The sequence below is a fragment of the Lepagella muris genome (assembly GCF_004793975.1).
Taxonomy (GTDB): domain Bacteria; phylum Bacteroidota; class Bacteroidia; order Bacteroidales; family Muribaculaceae; genus Lepagella; species Lepagella muris.
This window is the reverse complement of record NZ_SRYB01000003.1, coordinates 113,093-128,464: the sequence shown is the minus strand read 5'-3', so window position 1 is coordinate 128,464 and position 15,372 is coordinate 113,093. Positions and strand designations below refer to the sequence as shown.

12 protein-coding genes are annotated in these 15,372 nt (G+C 41.8%); 2 read left to right on the top strand and 10 right to left on the bottom strand.

The features are described from left to right. Positions 1–221 precede the first annotated feature (221 nt). The 3 genes from E5331_RS03335 to E5331_RS03325 form a co-directional block, all read right to left on the bottom strand. Entirely contained in the window at positions 222–2,324 is a 2,103-nt protein-coding gene (locus tag E5331_RS03335; RefSeq protein WP_168355124.1) for an outer membrane beta-barrel family protein, read from the bottom strand. 121 nt (positions 2,325–2,445) lie between these two features. Continuing rightward, entirely contained in the window at positions 2,446–3,420 is a 975-nt protein-coding gene (locus E5331_RS03330) for a M56 family metallopeptidase (RefSeq protein ID WP_168355123.1), read from the bottom strand. Positions 3,421–3,587: 167 nt separating this feature from the next. Then, positions 3,588–3,947: a BlaI/MecI/CopY family transcriptional regulator gene (locus tag E5331_RS03325; RefSeq protein ID WP_123484558.1), complete on the bottom strand. Its 360-nt coding sequence runs from the start codon at positions 3,945–3,947 to the stop codon at positions 3,588–3,590. Positions 3,948–4,253: 306 nt separating this feature from the next. On the opposite strand from E5331_RS03325, the gene E5331_RS03320 reads away from it, so the two are divergent. Next, positions 4,254–4,802 carry a hypothetical protein gene (locus E5331_RS03320; RefSeq protein WP_123484559.1) on the top strand — a complete coding sequence of 183 codons (549 nt, stop codon included), beginning with the start codon at positions 4,254–4,256 and terminating at the stop codon, positions 4,800–4,802. A 4-nt stretch (positions 4,803–4,806) separates the two neighbouring features. Beyond that, a complete protein-coding gene (locus tag E5331_RS03315) occupies positions 4,807–5,112 on the top strand; it encodes a helix-turn-helix domain-containing protein (RefSeq protein WP_123484560.1) in 306 nt (101 codons plus the stop codon). A gap of 55 nt (positions 5,113–5,167) precedes the next feature. Here the strand turns inward: E5331_RS03315 and E5331_RS03310 are convergent, their stop codons facing one another. The 7 genes from E5331_RS03310 to E5331_RS03280 form a co-directional block, all read right to left on the bottom strand. After that, complete coding sequence (locus E5331_RS03310; protein WP_135984658.1) at positions 5,168–7,474, bottom strand: outer membrane beta-barrel protein; 2,307 nt, start codon at positions 7,472–7,474, stop codon at positions 5,168–5,170. Positions 7,475–7,606: 132 nt separating this feature from the next. After that, positions 7,607–9,070 (bottom strand): tetratricopeptide repeat protein, encoded by a 1,464-nt coding sequence (locus E5331_RS03305; RefSeq protein WP_135984656.1) that lies wholly within the window; start codon positions 9,068–9,070, stop codon positions 7,607–7,609. Positions 9,071–9,088: 18 nt separating this feature from the next. Beyond that, entirely contained in the window at positions 9,089–9,631 is a 543-nt protein-coding gene (locus tag E5331_RS03300; RefSeq protein ID WP_135984654.1) for a GNAT family N-acetyltransferase, read from the bottom strand. An 18-nt stretch (positions 9,632–9,649) separates the two neighbouring features. After that, positions 9,650–10,600: a type II toxin-antitoxin system antitoxin SocA domain-containing protein gene (locus E5331_RS03295; protein WP_135984652.1), complete on the bottom strand. Its 951-nt coding sequence runs from the start codon at positions 10,598–10,600 to the stop codon at positions 9,650–9,652. Continuing rightward, a complete protein-coding gene (locus tag E5331_RS03290) occupies positions 10,590–10,955 on the bottom strand; it encodes a type II toxin-antitoxin system MqsR family toxin (RefSeq protein WP_123484616.1) in 366 nt (121 codons plus the stop codon). The genes E5331_RS03295 and E5331_RS03290 overlap by 11 nt, the downstream gene beginning before the upstream one ends. A gap of 131 nt (positions 10,956–11,086) precedes the next feature. Further along, entirely contained in the window at positions 11,087–13,411 is a 2,325-nt protein-coding gene (locus E5331_RS03285; RefSeq protein ID WP_135984651.1) for a TonB-dependent receptor, read from the bottom strand. A gap of 170 nt (positions 13,412–13,581) precedes the next feature. Continuing rightward, the gene (locus tag E5331_RS03280) at positions 13,582–15,249 is read right to left on the bottom strand and encodes a LuxR C-terminal-related transcriptional regulator (RefSeq protein ID WP_135984650.1); all 1,668 of its coding nucleotides are present in this window, start codon (positions 15,247–15,249) and stop codon (positions 13,582–13,584) included. Positions 15,250–15,372: the final 123 nt, after the last annotated feature.

The following is a 15,372-nucleotide window of genomic DNA, read 5'->3' as shown; positions in this document are numbered from 1 at the left end:
CTATATTTTATAGTTAATAATTGTTAACACCTTTTTTACTGAAGTGTCGCAAGCTGTACTTCAGTTGTTTATGGTTTATGGAAATATACAAATCTTTTAACTCTTACTTATCTCAAAATGAAGTTATTCCTAAAGGTTAACAAACCAATGTGATAACCGAGACTACAAAAATAAGAATAATTCCGGTATGGGACAACATGAAATCTCTGTATGAAGTTTCGTTATTTAGTTCGCCCGGATTGATCTTCCTTGGAATTGCGGAACACGCCGACAACCTTCTCGCGACCGAATGTGTAGCTGATACCAAAGATGACATAAGCACTATTAGGGTTGAATGTGTGTCGAATTGTGTAGTCCGCATAATGTTCCTTTGATTTCGTTTTGTTCCATCCGAATATATCATTAGCTGTCAGACTTAAGTTCAGTCGGTTGTTGAGCAATGCATATCTGATGGTAAAGTTGAGAATCTGGAATGATTCATAGTTTACCATATTTTGCTGCCACGGGAAGAAATGAGTAAACCGAGCATTGAATTTCAATGTCTTCTGCCTGTTGAGCATCCAATTAGCCGACACTTCTATTTTTCCCGACCAATCCTCTATGTTATTTACCTGAAAATCGGATAAGTTGCAGCGTGAATAAGTATGGAACGCTTCTCCTCCCACTTGCATTTCCCACCAATCAAAGATATTACGCTTATATGAAGCATATAAGCCTGTTTTATTAGTTGCCAAGCAGTTGTAAGGTATTGTGCTCATAATCCCATCCTTATCAAAGCGGCGAATGTGGGTGATTGCATCAGATGCAAAAGATGTATATAGCACAGCGTAAAGTCCCCCCAACCCGTAGTAGTTTATTTCCGCATTGTTATAGATTGTAGGTTTTAACTCCGGATTTCCACCGGAATATTCATCTGTTGTAGAATAATACCTGAATGGGTTTAGTTCCCATAGATTTGGACGTCCCATCCCAATGGAATAGCCTAGATTAAAAGACCCGATATTGTTTTTACTCCATGAAAGATTGGCAGTAGGAAACAACTGACCATAATTATTTCTATTGATTTCAGAGGTTGTACGCTGTACCCCTTTAGTCCAAGTGTATTCATATCTGAGACCGACTTTGCCCCACAAGCCATTTCCAAATGAGCGTGACGCTGAGAAATAGGCGGCAGCTATTCGCTCTTTGTAGTCAAACAGATTTACAGTCAAATGTTCGGCGGCACCGCCTGCTTCAAAATATTGAGTGTAATTATCTGAAGAGTTGAGAATATCCGTATATGAAATGCCTGTCTCAAGTTGACCCCAAGAATATGGAAGTTTAAAGTCAGCCTTGCCAATATGAAAACGATAGTCATTGTCTCCGGTTTCATCAATTCCGTTTTCGCCAAAATCATTGTTATATGTTGTGCTGATAATGGCAGACTCCGGGCTATGCCGATTAAAGTAATTATATGTCAATTCCATTCGTTCCCCCTTATTCCCAAAAGACCAATCATAGAACCCTGTTAATGTCAACGCATTATTCGGACATGATTTGGATGTGGTGAGTGTGGATGACGTATAATTCCTATAATCAGTGAAATTAGAACCATTTACCGATGTGTTGCCATATTTATAGTTGGCGATTATTCCCATATTCATGGATGGGGTGAATTTATATCGTAACAATGCGTTAAGCCCTGTGGAGAAGTCATGTGACTTATTAGAAGTGGAGGATTTTCGCGTATAATCGGCAAAAATATACTGCATCTCGTTGTCGTTTTCATTATGGTAGTTCTGAAGGTTTACATCAAATGCTATTTCCACCCGACGCGTAGTGTGGCTTATGCTTCCACTGAAATACTCACGAAGTTTGTTCCCCTGATTAAGAGATCCGTAAACACTGCCCCGTGTTCCTAAGCTCTCGTTGCGTGTTGTGATGGAGATATAGACAGCATTGGCTTCAACTGTATAGCGCGAAGGAGGCGTTGTGAGCAACTCTATTTTTTCAATGTTTTCAGCAAGGAGATTTTGCAACCGCATTTTCATTGCCGATGCATCGAGTTCCATAAGAACCCCATCAATTATATAACGGATATTCCCTTTTCCCGCAACGCTCACTGACCCATTATTGACAGAAACGCGGGGGATACGGTCAAGAAGTGTCATACCATCAAGTCCTTTTGCATAGGGATCGTTCTTGACAAGATAGATCAGTTTGCCTTCCTGTTGCTTCACTACGGGGCGTCGAGCCACCACCACTACTTCGTTGAGTTCAAGTTGCCGCTCCCATTCATCGGCAATTGAGTCGGTAGTAGTTTGTGCGGATGCAATTGCTGGCATGCATGCAAAAAATAAGGTTAAAGTTGACTGTTTCATATTCGTTAACTTTGTTTTTAAGGTATAAAACGGGCTGCTTCTTGAGAAATCAAGAAGTCAGTTTATTGATTATTAATTTATTATATTATTTAGTCTTTATGATAAACCTGTGATTGTTACTGTCTCCCATTATAAACAATACATCATCTGATTTTATATGGGATAACTCACTCTGCGAAGCAAGATGCTTGTTTATATAAAACTTTGGAGTCTCTCCCTCCGGCAAATCCATACTGATACTTACAAGCTGACCATCCCGGGTATAATAGACTAAATGGTTGACGCCATATACTTCATATATTAGCTGATTGTAATCAGATGTGAATATGTAAGTTCCGGCAATCTCAGATAGCTGCGAAGCAAGAACCGGAGTATTAATTCCAAATATAGTCATGGCGACTATCGGCACGAAAAGTGATGCCAAGACCTTGCGCAGAGGGTTGCTACGTGGTGACATCATCAATTTGATGCGCGTTTTCAGTTGACCATGACATAGGCTGTCGGCTATAGATGGAAATAATGAGCCAGAGGCATTTCTGATAAGCAACATCTGATATTGCCGTCGGTCTATACCGGACTTAATCATGAAATTGTCAACTTCAAATTCGTGTACATTCTGCAACTCTCTCATCATAAGATATGCAGCCGGATTAAACCAATTGATAATAATAATAGCCTGACCAATGGCAAGGTCAATCCAATGGCACAGATTAATGTGAACACGTTCGTGAGCAATGATCATATCAAGATCATCATTTGGTGTCTCCTCATACGGGACTACGATGTATTTTCCCCAGCTAAATGGAGATATTTTTTTGTTGTCTGAAAAAACAAGAGTGAATTTATCTCGTTTCTCTTTTACTCCATGCCTGATGATTTGCATTATATGCAGTATAGAATGGGATGTCACGACGATAGCCACAATCGCTCCTGCCATATAGATTATACTCACTATCTTGGGCCACATTGGAGCAGGTCTATCGGAAAGAGCAGTAACTTCCTCTTTGATTTGCAGCTCCGGTGACTCCGCATCAGGTTCTGTATATGCAGATGAATACAAAGTGTAAGCAGGTATTGCAATTAGTACTATTACATACATACAAAGCAAGACGACTCGGTTAAATCGACTGAAAGTACAACTCGCCAGAGTCCATTTATATAGTAGATACACCACGCATAGCAACAAAGCCACTTGTAGTGCATATTGGGTGATTGCTCCCATAGACTTTATTTTTTCTTTTCTATAATCTCAATAATTTCGCGCAGTTCATCAGCTGTGATTGAATCATCACGTGTCAAGGTGGAAACGAGATTGAACGACGAGCCACCGAAAAATCGACTGATAATGCTTTTCAGGGATTGCTGTCGGTAAGGCTCAAGCTCCTTAATGGGATGATAGCGGTTGGCGTTTCCGAGAAACTCTTTTTTTACCCACCCCTTGGTTTCCAATCCTTTCAAGAAGGTTGCTACAGTATTGAAATGAGGACGAGGCTCAGGCATCGATTCCACAATTTCGCGCACGAAAAGAGGACCCTTGTTCCAAAGGATACTCATTATCTCTTCTTCACGTTCAGATAGTTTCTTCATAATGGTGTCAAATTTAATTACACCGCAAAGATAATACTAATTTTTAAGTTATACCACTAAAGATGTAGTGATAATCAAAATATTTTAGTAATAAAATTAATATCCAATTATAAATTACTGAATTATTGAGATATACGATATTTTTTATTTAGTCATAAAATTAGAATGAAATGCCCGGTCTCAATATTACCAATATGTAAGGATTACACTTTAGTAATAAAACCACCAATATCCCAACAATATAAACTTATAAGTTGCACAATAAAAAATTTAGGCTTATCTTTGCATAAATTAAATTTTCAGATTATGGAATTTGTAAGAATACTCAAAGATTATGACCATCTGTGGGCTGTCAAACAACCAGATAAGGAGGATGATGAGCTTACCGATATATTTAATCGATGGAATAATGCCGAGTATCTACTTAATTTCTTTATGAAAAATTTCAATGATTTGAAATCATATTTTCATATTGAGAGAATCTCTGAAGCGATTGCAGAAACCTTTGAAGATGCAGATGCTTTGGAACAATTAATTCTCGAATTTCCTTATACTGAAAATCTGGATAATATTTTTCATCCTTTGGATATAACTGATGCTAATGAAGCTAGTCTATCTCGAAATAAAGCTAGGAATTGGAATCGCAATCGGCATACAAGTTGGTTGAGAGTATATGCAATTCGGATTGAACCAAATATTTATATCGTGACAGGCGGTGCTATTAAACTCATTCGAACTATGCAGGAGCGAGAACACACTAACCGTGAACTTGATAAACTCAACAGTTGTAAAAACTATTTGAAAAGCCACGGTGTTTTTGATATAGATAGTTTTGTTGAACTCATTAACGAATAGCATTATGAGCAAAACATTGGATTTTTTAAAAGAGCATGAAAGCCAAAGCCCTTCTCGTTTTGTAGAAATGGCCACATGGCGAAAGGAAAATGATGGTTGGTTACGTTGGTCAAGAAATATAGCCCTCTCGCTAATTGACTACATGCAGTCACATAATCTTTCGCGCACAGGTCTCGCAGAAGAACTTGGCGTGACACCGCAATATGTCAGTAAAATACTTTCAGGCAAAGTCAACTTCTCTTTCAAGAGCGTATATGAAATAGAGAATAAACTTGGTATCAGTTGCATGTCTGTCAATTTAGCTGAATGAAGTCATTTAAACTTATGACTTCATTCAGTAATCTTCAATCATATTGTCTGTAATATTAGAGTCTGTCAATTTCATCTTGTCTTGATGTCTTTCCTTTGTAGCGTCCCTTAGCTGAATTTAAAGTGTATCTGACGCTTAACGAGACATATTGCGAACCACCCTTTCTCATCGACGAGTAATCAATCGAATTGGTGTTCGTATCAAAAGGTTGACGCCATGTGCCTAAAATATCGTTGGAAGAAAGCGTAAACGTCCAGTTTTTCCAAGTTTTATTAAGTGTCACCGACGCCTGCCATGTGCCATGCGAATATATCACTCCTTGATTTCCTGTGCCCAGCCCGAATATGTTAAGATAGGCATATACACCACCGGGGATATCAAATCTGTTGTTGAGGGAGAGTGTGTACATCGGTCTATCGTATTTCCTGACAGGAGTGCCATATTCAAGATTCTGCAAATAAAATACCCCTTGCAATGTAGGATGCCAAAATCCGAAGTCAAGTTGCTGCACCGCCACCATTTGGAATGAATTATAATCAGGCAGATTAACAGGTCTGGTCACGTTTATTCTTTTCTCTACATCCCAATAATATACCACTCCGACATTATCTTTATTAACATAGAATGAACACTGAAGCATAAATTTCCTAAAATTGAGATTCAATCCAATTTTGTGAACCCGTGCTGACTTCAATTCAGGATTTCCGGTTTCCCATAAAGTGGGCGTCACGTATATGTAATTATTATCAAGAGATTGATAACTTGGACGATAGACTGATGCACGGTAGTATAATGTCATTCTTGCCTTTGAATTGAAGCTAACCCCTAAATTCGGTAACAAGTTGCCATAATTACGGGATAAATCAACCCGTTTCAACCCATTTTGACGATAATCGGTTTGAGTAGATTCCCACCTCACGCCACCATAGACATTCCATATAGAATTTGGTGTCCAATCAAAACTTGCAAAACCGGCATAAAGATCTTGCACAACCTTATCTCTGCCGGGGACAAGGAAATCAGAATTGTCGGATGATTCGGAAGTAAAGATCTGGTCGTTTGACGTCTTTGAAAGGTCGGCACCTATTTCAAGGTCAGTATTTTTTACATTCCGCGACAAAACAACTTTAGTAGTCCATAACGAACTATGAGTATCATTCCCATTCTCAATATTGGTGGCTCTCTCGGTTTCGTATACGGTTGATGTGGAATTTTTTGCTGAATAAAGATAATCCGCATCCACTCGCAGACCGATATTGGCAGGAATATAGAAATCACCGAATATGTTGACATGATGCATTGAACTCTGGGAATATACTCCACTTTGAGAAGAAATGCTCATCAACTCTTTAATCGCATCCGTTGAAGTCAAAGCATTATCCGTAAAACGACTTGCAGGAGTACGAAGAAATGAATACTTACCGCCGATAGAATTTTTGCCGAAGTCATAGTTAATACCGGCATCTGTAGTAAGCGACCGAGTTCTACCCTTTGCATTCCCATTGGTTTCTGTGAATAAAATCTGTGCCGGATTTTCAGGTCGGTAAAAATGCTCGCCATAATACCTTCTCTGTTTAAATCCGGATGTATTGTAAGAGAAATCCCCAAAGATGGTGATACCGTTCTCTGTATGATAATTTGCGTTGATATTGCCCGAGGCAGACACAGCCTCCCCCACAGATACATTCCCATTGACAACGGAGTGAAATCCTTCATTGACTTTCTTCGTGCGGATTATAACGACGGATGATATGTCTGTCCCGTATTTAGAGGATGGATTCGTGATGATCTCAACATTTGATATGCTTTCAGCCGGCAACATTGAAAGTTCTGATGATGAGCGGACAAGACGATTGTTGATGTATATCAATGGTGAGCCATGACCAAGCACATTGATATTGCCTGTTGAGCCATCAATCATCGGGAGCTGCTTCAATGCCTCGGATGCAGCTCCGAGTTTGGCTATGGGATTCCCTTGCATTGATATGATCAGACCTCTCGGCGTAACTTTGACATATCTTTTGCTACTTCTTATCTCTACCTCGGCAAGTTCATTTGAGGTTTCCAGATACAATACCGAGTCGCAAGGAAGAGATACGATCCGGCTTCTACATCCGACGGATGATATGTCAAGCATGCGTCCGGAATCCACACCGGATTCCATGACGAAAGTGCCGGTTTTGTCTGTAAGTGCAGATGCTACCGATATGGAATCAGCATCCAATAATCTGACAGTTGCAAACTCTATTGGAATAGAGTCTACCGAGGAAAGCACCCGTGCTTTCACAATTCGTGATTGAGCTTCGACAGTGAACGTTGCCAAGAGCATTATCATAAGGAATGGCTTGATAAATCTTTTCATATCCGATTGATTTTTTGATTACGAAATTTTGATGCCGCAAAATTACACAGCCATTCCTAATTGACCGAATATCAGGCGTGACAATACCGTGACACACTGGAATTGTCACGATTTTGTCACAAAATCAACATCTCATCTGAAGAAAAACATGAAAAGATTCTCCGGAAGTTTCTGCTTGATCCGGCTTTTTCTACGGCGCAATGCCTCATCAGATGCTGCCATGATTGAGGATTGCACCTCCTTTCCACAGCCGCAATATACTATTGCACAAAGCAAGCAATCATCGTTTGTCATAGCCGGATATGACTGCCGAAGATTCAAGCAGCAATCTGAGAAACGTCCTATAATCGCATCTCCGACAGCCTTAATCTCAATCTTGTCATCTGCTCCAAGGTCACGTATCAAATTAAGTTTCTTTAGAGTTGCATATTCCTGCGAAGTCAGGAATATCTCTTTTGACAATCGGAACTTCTCCATCAATAGAGGGATAATCTGTTCGTGCGTGGCAGTCGCATTGCCATTACTTGCCGATTCGGATTCCTCCTCATCACCACATTTGATCTGCTCTATTTTCACATTCAATTCTGCAATCTGATTCATGAGATCCAACTGTTTCCGTTTCAATCGCATATTCTTTAATATAAAGAAGAATGCAGTCATGACCACAACTGCAACGGCAATGACTGATATGAGCAAAATCCTGTATCTGTTTTGCTGTGCCACATATTTCTGATTGTATTCATTCTCGATTTTTTCAATCCGCCCTATCCCGTCGATACTTTTTATGGAGTCAGAAAATTGATGGACCGAATCAAGATACTCTATCGCCTGTATGTAATCTCCACGTTGGTACAGAATGGAATATATAGAATTAGCACGGATAAGTTTGCCATCCAAAGAACAGGAATCCGCCGGAATGGATTTGAATCCGGCAAGAGCCAAGTCAAGACTATCCTGCGCTTGCCAAAGCTCACATTTTGTAAATGCAATCTGCTGCAACGCCACATCATAATTGGATGCAACCGAGACTTTATAAGCCATGTCAAGACAATCCCCGGCTTTTTCATATTCTTCTCCTTGAATGTATACCTGTGCCAATTTTTCAAGTGCCTGTGGATACATGAGAGGTTCTCTATTTTCCGACACCCTGACTGCATATTTATAAATCTCCACCCCCTTTGCGTAGTCAGTTTCGCACAGACCGAGATTAAAGGTGTTTTGAAGAATCAGTGAAGTATCACGCATGACCTTGGCATATTCCAGAGCACGTCTCCACGATTCCTTAGCCTTATCTTTAGCGTTTAACTTGTAATAAATTTGTCCCTGTAGATTTTCAAAAGACTCTTTTTCCTCTGTAGGCGTAGCATCATCTATCCTCTGTCTTAATTCAATCAGAACCTTTTGTGCGCCGTCATAATCACCACTGTAAGCAATAGTCTTTGCCTCCGATAGATCTCTTTTCACATTATCGGAACCATCTCCACATGATACAAACAGACATAATGATATTATCGCAAACAGTGAAGATACTACCCCAGTCCGTTTTCGCCAATACTTCGGCTTGATATGCCATATCCATGTGTTAAACTTTCTCATAGCCAATAGAGTTTAGAATCAGACTTTTTCCGGTCTGAATTCCATCCGATAGAGGACGTGACGACGAAGCGGGGAGCCCTCTGCAAGATTTGGATGGTCAAACTCCCCTGTCTTGCTCATCCCGATTTTCTGCATCACCCGTTCTGACGGTTTGTTGACCACGGCAGTGAATGAATATATTGTGGTCAGTCCATGCTCTCTTGCCAATTCCAATACCTTCAGAGCAGCCTCTGTGGCATATCCCTGATTATGGTAATCAGCAGCCAACCGCCAACCGATCTCAACACTGCCTAACGCAAAATCTGCATCAAAACCGATTTCATGCAGTCCGACATAACCAATGAAAGCTCCGGTCGATTTCAGTTCGACGGCATAAAGCCCCCACCCTTTTCTATCAAACTCACTCTGAATACGGTTATAGAATGCGTCCGTCTGCGAATAGTTCAACAGCATCGGGAAATACCTCATCACAACCTTATCCCGGTTCATATCAAAAAATGCCGACAGGTCTTCCGGCTTCCACGATCTCAAAATCAAACGTTCAGTCTCAGCGCATATCATATTTTAAATTACTTATTATTAAAAGTTTAAAGAAAAAGCATTCTGATAAGAAATTTCAGCATGTGATGCCTGATTATCCAACCATGCCTTTTCGCTGTGGCTTATTTTTGAAATTTCCCCGGCATTCATATCTTTGAACAAACCACATACATACTCCACAATGGAAGACTCTCGGTCATCAAGGTCATTTTCTTTACAATCTGCTGATGACTTCAATTGAATACCGCTCTGACCGCTGGTATACACAAATTCTTCCATCTCCACGCATGGAAGAGAACTGTATATTTTTGCCCAATCCACCGGAACAGGACCGAATTGCAACGCACGATACGACAATCCGGTTATACCATAACCGTGTCTCTTATAACTGATGAAATCGATATAGAACATAAGTTTGTTCATTTTAGTGACGAACGTTGCACCCATCGACTGCACAATCTTTTGCACAATCGACTCAATTTTGACGTAGGATAAAGATCTATAGCCGGTAAGTTCAGATGGACGACCGTGTAGCACAAAATCACCATCCGCACTTTCAACCTTATTCTTAATACGAATATATTCAGATTCAGTCAGATCTGCCTTTGACGCCTCAACAAAAGCCATAAAAATCACTTTTTCTTTGGCAGCAATAATAGTACGGGCATTAGAGATACTTGGCACTTCCCCATCCTCATACATTCTGTATTGATTGATTCCAAATCCAAGAATCTGAGACATTTTTGCCGATGATAATCCATAATGCTTTCTCAAGCCGGCAATCTCATCCGGAAAAGGAATGCCATGTCTTGTCCTGTACTGATTATATACCTGAAATACATTAGCCTCATCAAGTTCGGTCGTAGTCCATGTATCACCGGTTTCATCTATAATTCCGGTGTGAATATATTGGTACTCCTCCTTGCGGAATGTAGCTGTTCTTATTTCTTGAAAGAATCTTTCACCTTGTGACAAACCATTATTTTCCATCTTCTCTATTTTTTAAAGGATACGACATCGGATGCTCCGCTTTATGGAATGAAATACAAATCGTATGGGCATTAGGCTTACCCATTGTGATTTTAATATAAACTTCGTTTCCTTTCACATCTTTACCAAACACCCACATTTCCCCCTGATTATTCAGCATATCAACAATCGGTCCCTCTGAATAATCATAGCAATTCAGTTGCATGATGACATTAAGCCTTTCATTCGGAGTAATTCCCAATTCGAATAGGGAATTTTGGTTCTTGGCTCTATCATCACGAAAGCGAATTCCAAAAATCTTAATCTTCACACTGAAATCTGCAAGGAATTTTTCAACATCTTCTTTTGTTATCATATTGCAAAGGTAATATCTTTTATCTATAAATGCAACTTTATCGTTGCATTTATATTGTTTATCCCATAAAAAGATTGCCCCTTACCCTTGCATCGTAAAAATTGATTCAGGGGTAAGGGTAGATGAAGTTGTTAGAAGCGTGATTTTTCGGTGTTGCCGGCGCCAGTGCCTCGATAGCGGTCACGTGTGGCGTTGAAACGGTATTGCAAAGTGAGCATAACCGAGCGACCGGGAGAATAATTCTTCTGCATGATCTGCACTGCATCGCTATACAGATTGAAATCCCTCTTTGCAGAGTCAAAAAGATCTTTTGCTTCAAGCGTGACGCTGAAAGCGTCCTTAAAAAAACCTTTGTATAACTTTGCATTGACATACCAAGGGGTGTTTGACATCCAAGTATTATTGTCCCATCCGCGCGTCATAAACTGTGCGTCCACGTTCAGCCAGATATCAAGCGGCAGATGGATTGCATTCTGCCATTGCAACATGAATATGGGAGTGTTCATCCGTGTAGGCTCACCATTAACGGGAAGAGTAAGCCACTGCTTCATCATTCCGGCATTGACTTTCGGTTGCCATACGCCCAATTGGAAATTACCGCCTATGAATGCCTGGAAATAATGACGATGCGGCAGGTTTGCAGTCTTAATAAGCGTGGCATTACCGTCAGATCCGTAAGGTTCCGTTTCATGATACACCCCATCCTTGAAGTAAGAGTAAGAGAGCTGGGCGAAGAAACGCCTCCATTGCGCCATATATTCCACAGTCTGCATCTTTGTCGGTTTCAGATAAGGATTACCCGTCTCGTATGTAAGACGGTTGATGTAGCTGACTGTGCCGTCAAGCTGTCCGTAGCCGGGGCGAATGGTCTTGCCGGAATAGTTAAGTCCCATCCGTACCGACCCAACCTGTGTGGCTACATTTAATGAGGGGAACAGATTGTCGTAAGTCTTGCTTTGTTCATCGCGATGTTGACCGGATTCATAATAATCAAATTTCACATGCTCATAACGAAGACCGACACCGATACTGAAACGCCCTATTTGCTGACCGATTTCCACGAATGCCGCCATGTTGCTCTCGTCAACACGGTTGTCGGCATCACCGATCCCCGAAAGATTAGTTATGAACAGGTTCGTGTTGCGGGAGTCAGTATATTCCTCCCCCACTTCAATCCCTCCATGCCACAACGGATAGCTGAAAACCAATTTCTCGGCAAACATACGGTTACGATTTACTGTCTGAGTTGTCACATCGCGATCGTCGCCATGCACAGCTGTTTCGGCATTAAAAGTTAACTCCCTACTTTTATACCATAGATAGTCAGCGTTGAAGTCAATGCCGAGTTTTCCCACAGAGCCGTTGTAATAGAAATTGGCATAATGCCGGGGTAGCGCGGTAGATTTATTATGAACGTCAGAAGTGTAGCTATCAAGTAGTGATTCATTATGCCAAACCTCACTCGGTATGGATCCGTCTGTCGTATGACAGTTCCGGCTATTCTGATAGTATGCGCCTACACTATGACGGTCGTTAATCAACCATGAGAAACCGAGTTTGCCCGTCATGTCATTATATGACTCATTACCTATAGTGCGTACCGACTGGTTATATCTACCTGTTGCCGCAGTAGTTGTCATATCGTTAAGACGATCAAAGCGATTGTCGCCATACCACCATCCATAGTTGGCAAATATTTCAAGACCACGCGTACGATATTTTAGATCAAGGGAGTTACCGGTGCGGAAATAGTGCTGGAAACCGTTGTCAGTACGCAAAGTGCCGCTCCATCCATCCCCTTTCGGCGGTTTTGTACGTATGCGTATCACTGACTTGACATCTGCCGCATACGCCGCACCGGGATTAGTGATCACCTCCACATTCTTTATGTCGCGGGAATTTAGCTGCGACAGTTCCTGAAGGTCGTTTACTTTACGACCGTTGACGTATATTGCCGGGGCACCTTTACCGAACACCTCCAGCGTGCCGCCATTGTCAACCACCATCGGTATGCGCACAAGCACGTCATTCGCAGTTCCGGCAAGAGCGAGTGAACTGCCATCGACGTTAGTTACAAGCGCGTTCCCTTTCATAATGGTGGCTGGTCGGGAGGACTTCACCACGACCTCGCCAAGCTGCACGGCAGAAGGCAAAAGGGTAATCACCCCCATATTACCGTCAGAGGGTACGTCTACCATATAATTTTGGTAGCCTACGAATGAGATTTTTGCGGAGAGGTCGCAGGTTGCATCAGTGCTGACAATGAATGAACCTGTCGCATCAGTTATGCCACCTGCCACATACGTGGAGTCGCAGTAAAGAACTACGTTCACAAAGTCAAGCGGAGTATTGTTCTCGCCAAGGACCACACCCTTGATATCTCGCCCCAAAGCCACGGCAGGCGCTGTCGCTGCCATCATAATTGCGATGGCGAATGTTGAAAATTGTCTTTTCATATCCAGTACGTTTTTATTGTTTTCGTACTGCAAAATTATGTCTAAACGTATCTTAACGGCAAATCTAAAAGTCTTAATACAAGAAATGCAATCATCTGATAATCAAAGATTGCATTTCTTAAAAGTCTTAATGGAATGTATACGGACCTAAACAGATCCTAACAGGATACCTATTCGGCAAATTTTTCCCGAAGGAAGGCTACAATATCCTCCTTCTCCGGCACGCCGATCTTCTTCCTGACCGACGATTTACGCACATATATCGTTGAAGCTGTCTGCGACGTGATCACGCTGATCTCCTTTGTGGAGAATCCGGCAATCATGAGCACGATAATCTGCGTTTCCTTGTCGGAAAGAGAGTCGGCAAACTCCGATTTAAGTTTTGAATAAAATCCGGAATAGAGATTATCTATCAATTCATACACATTATGCCAATTCACGAGTTCACCATTAGTGTCGCTCTCAATTGAAGAAATCTTACGCAACATCTCACGGTTCTGCTCCGTGGGAGTCTCAGCCACCATCTTTATGATGCCGAGCTGTTGCAGCATGGCGCGGCGCAATGCCGCCGGAGTCTTAACATCGACGGGCACCGGAGCAAGCCTGGCGGATTTCAATTCATCGACCATCTTCTGCAACGCCTCAGCCCGTTCCTCATTCTCCCGTTCGCGTTGTCGGCGATGCCTGATTATCCATAATGCCACACCAATTGCAACTACTGCAAATAAGATGATGACCAGAATCACAACTGTCTTATGCTCACTTTCAGCTTTCAGCGACAAAGCACGAGTCTGTTGCTGCAACGCACCACGCTCCGATTCCCATTGCGATGCCTTCATACGGTTGAACCGCTCCTGCTGGCGATTGTTCAAGCCATTGACGTGCGACAGTTTCACGCGTCCCGACAGCTTGAAATCAATCATTGCATGAAGCAGGTTGCTGTAGCTGTGATAGTATACGTCGTCTGCACTGCGCATCTTGACGGCAAGACTGTCGGCAACGGCAAGTTCGCGAGATGCTGTGGCAAGATTACCTCTGTTAAGAGCATTTATCGCCGTCTGTAGGTGCAGATAGTCGGCGGCGCCATTATCTGGTCCCGCGTGGCTGAAAATATAATCAATCGTCTGTTGACTCTCACCCTCGCGTCCCAATTCTGTAAGAAGTTGGGACTGTTCCAGCATGAATTGGAAATGCTTGTCACCCCACTTATGGGATTTGGCATATCCGATGAGTTCATCTGTCAGCATCAATGCTGAATCCACTTTATTAGAATATTCGTAAGCACTGAGCAATAAATATTTGGCTTCAAGTTTTCTCATTGAATCGGTCTCGATATTCATGAGTCTTCTCGCCAATGGCACAAGTTGGTTGCCTTGATATTCGGAGGCTCCGAGCAACACTCGTATACGCAAGGTTTCCGCAAGGAGAGAATCAGGCGTATCTCTCCTCTCCACAAGAGAATCAAGCAATGATATAGCTCCGGGGGTATCACCGATCCAAAATTTATACCACGCCAATGCAGTGCCGCTCTGCATATCGCGCACCGCATCCTTGCCACTATAGTAACTATGAGCAACCGATATAAGGGAATCGGCAACCATCGAGCGGTTCTGCCGCATGTGTCCCCACGCCCTTAGATAATGATATTTGGCACGTATTGAGTCAACGGACAAGTCGGAAGGGTCAATTGCGTCAAGGATTGCCATTGCGCTGTCGGCATCCGTCTGCGACACCCTCTCGGCATCATCTATTATACTATTATAATCCGATGCAGAACGAGAGCATCCCACCACGCACAATAATATTGATATCAATATTAATTCAAATATGTTTTTCATATTTTAAGCTCATTTCTCCTGATGCACAGAAATTCATCATGTCAGAATTTTGAAGTAATTTTGCCATGACTTCTAATCTGTCATTGCAAAATTACTTCAAAATCCTGACATCCACAATAGACT

Coding starts and splice junctions, on each gene's coding strand:
- E5331_RS03325 (WP_123484558.1), bottom strand. CDS start 3,947: ATGAAGAAACTATCTGAACGTGAAGAAGAGATAATGAGTATCCTTTGG.
- E5331_RS03300 (WP_135984654.1), bottom strand. CDS start 9,631: ATGATATGCGCTGAGACTGAACGTTTGATTTTGAGATCGTGGAAGCCG.
- E5331_RS03335 (WP_168355124.1), bottom strand. CDS start 2,324: ATGCCAGCAATTGCATCCGCACAAACTACTACCGACTCAATTGCCGAT.
- E5331_RS03310 (WP_135984658.1), bottom strand. CDS start 7,474: ATGAAAAGATTTATCAAGCCATTCCTTATGATAATGCTCTTGGCAACG.
- E5331_RS03315 (WP_123484560.1), top strand. CDS start 4,807: ATGAGCAAAACATTGGATTTTTTAAAAGAGCATGAAAGCCAAAGCCCT.
- E5331_RS03280 (WP_135984650.1), bottom strand. CDS start 15,249: ATGAAAAACATATTTGAATTAATATTGATATCAATATTATTGTGCGTG.
- E5331_RS03290 (WP_123484616.1), bottom strand. CDS start 10,955: ATGATAACAAAAGAAGATGTTGAAAAATTCCTTGCAGATTTCAGTGTG.
- E5331_RS03320 (WP_123484559.1), top strand. CDS start 4,254: ATGGAATTTGTAAGAATACTCAAAGATTATGACCATCTGTGGGCTGTC.
- E5331_RS03285 (WP_135984651.1), bottom strand. CDS start 13,411: ATGAAAAGACAATTTTCAACATTCGCCATCGCAATTATGATGGCAGCG.
- E5331_RS03305 (WP_135984656.1), bottom strand. CDS start 9,070: ATGAGAAAGTTTAACACATGGATATGGCATATCAAGCCGAAGTATTGG.
- E5331_RS03295 (WP_135984652.1), bottom strand. CDS start 10,600: ATGGAAAATAATGGTTTGTCACAAGGTGAAAGATTCTTTCAAGAAATA.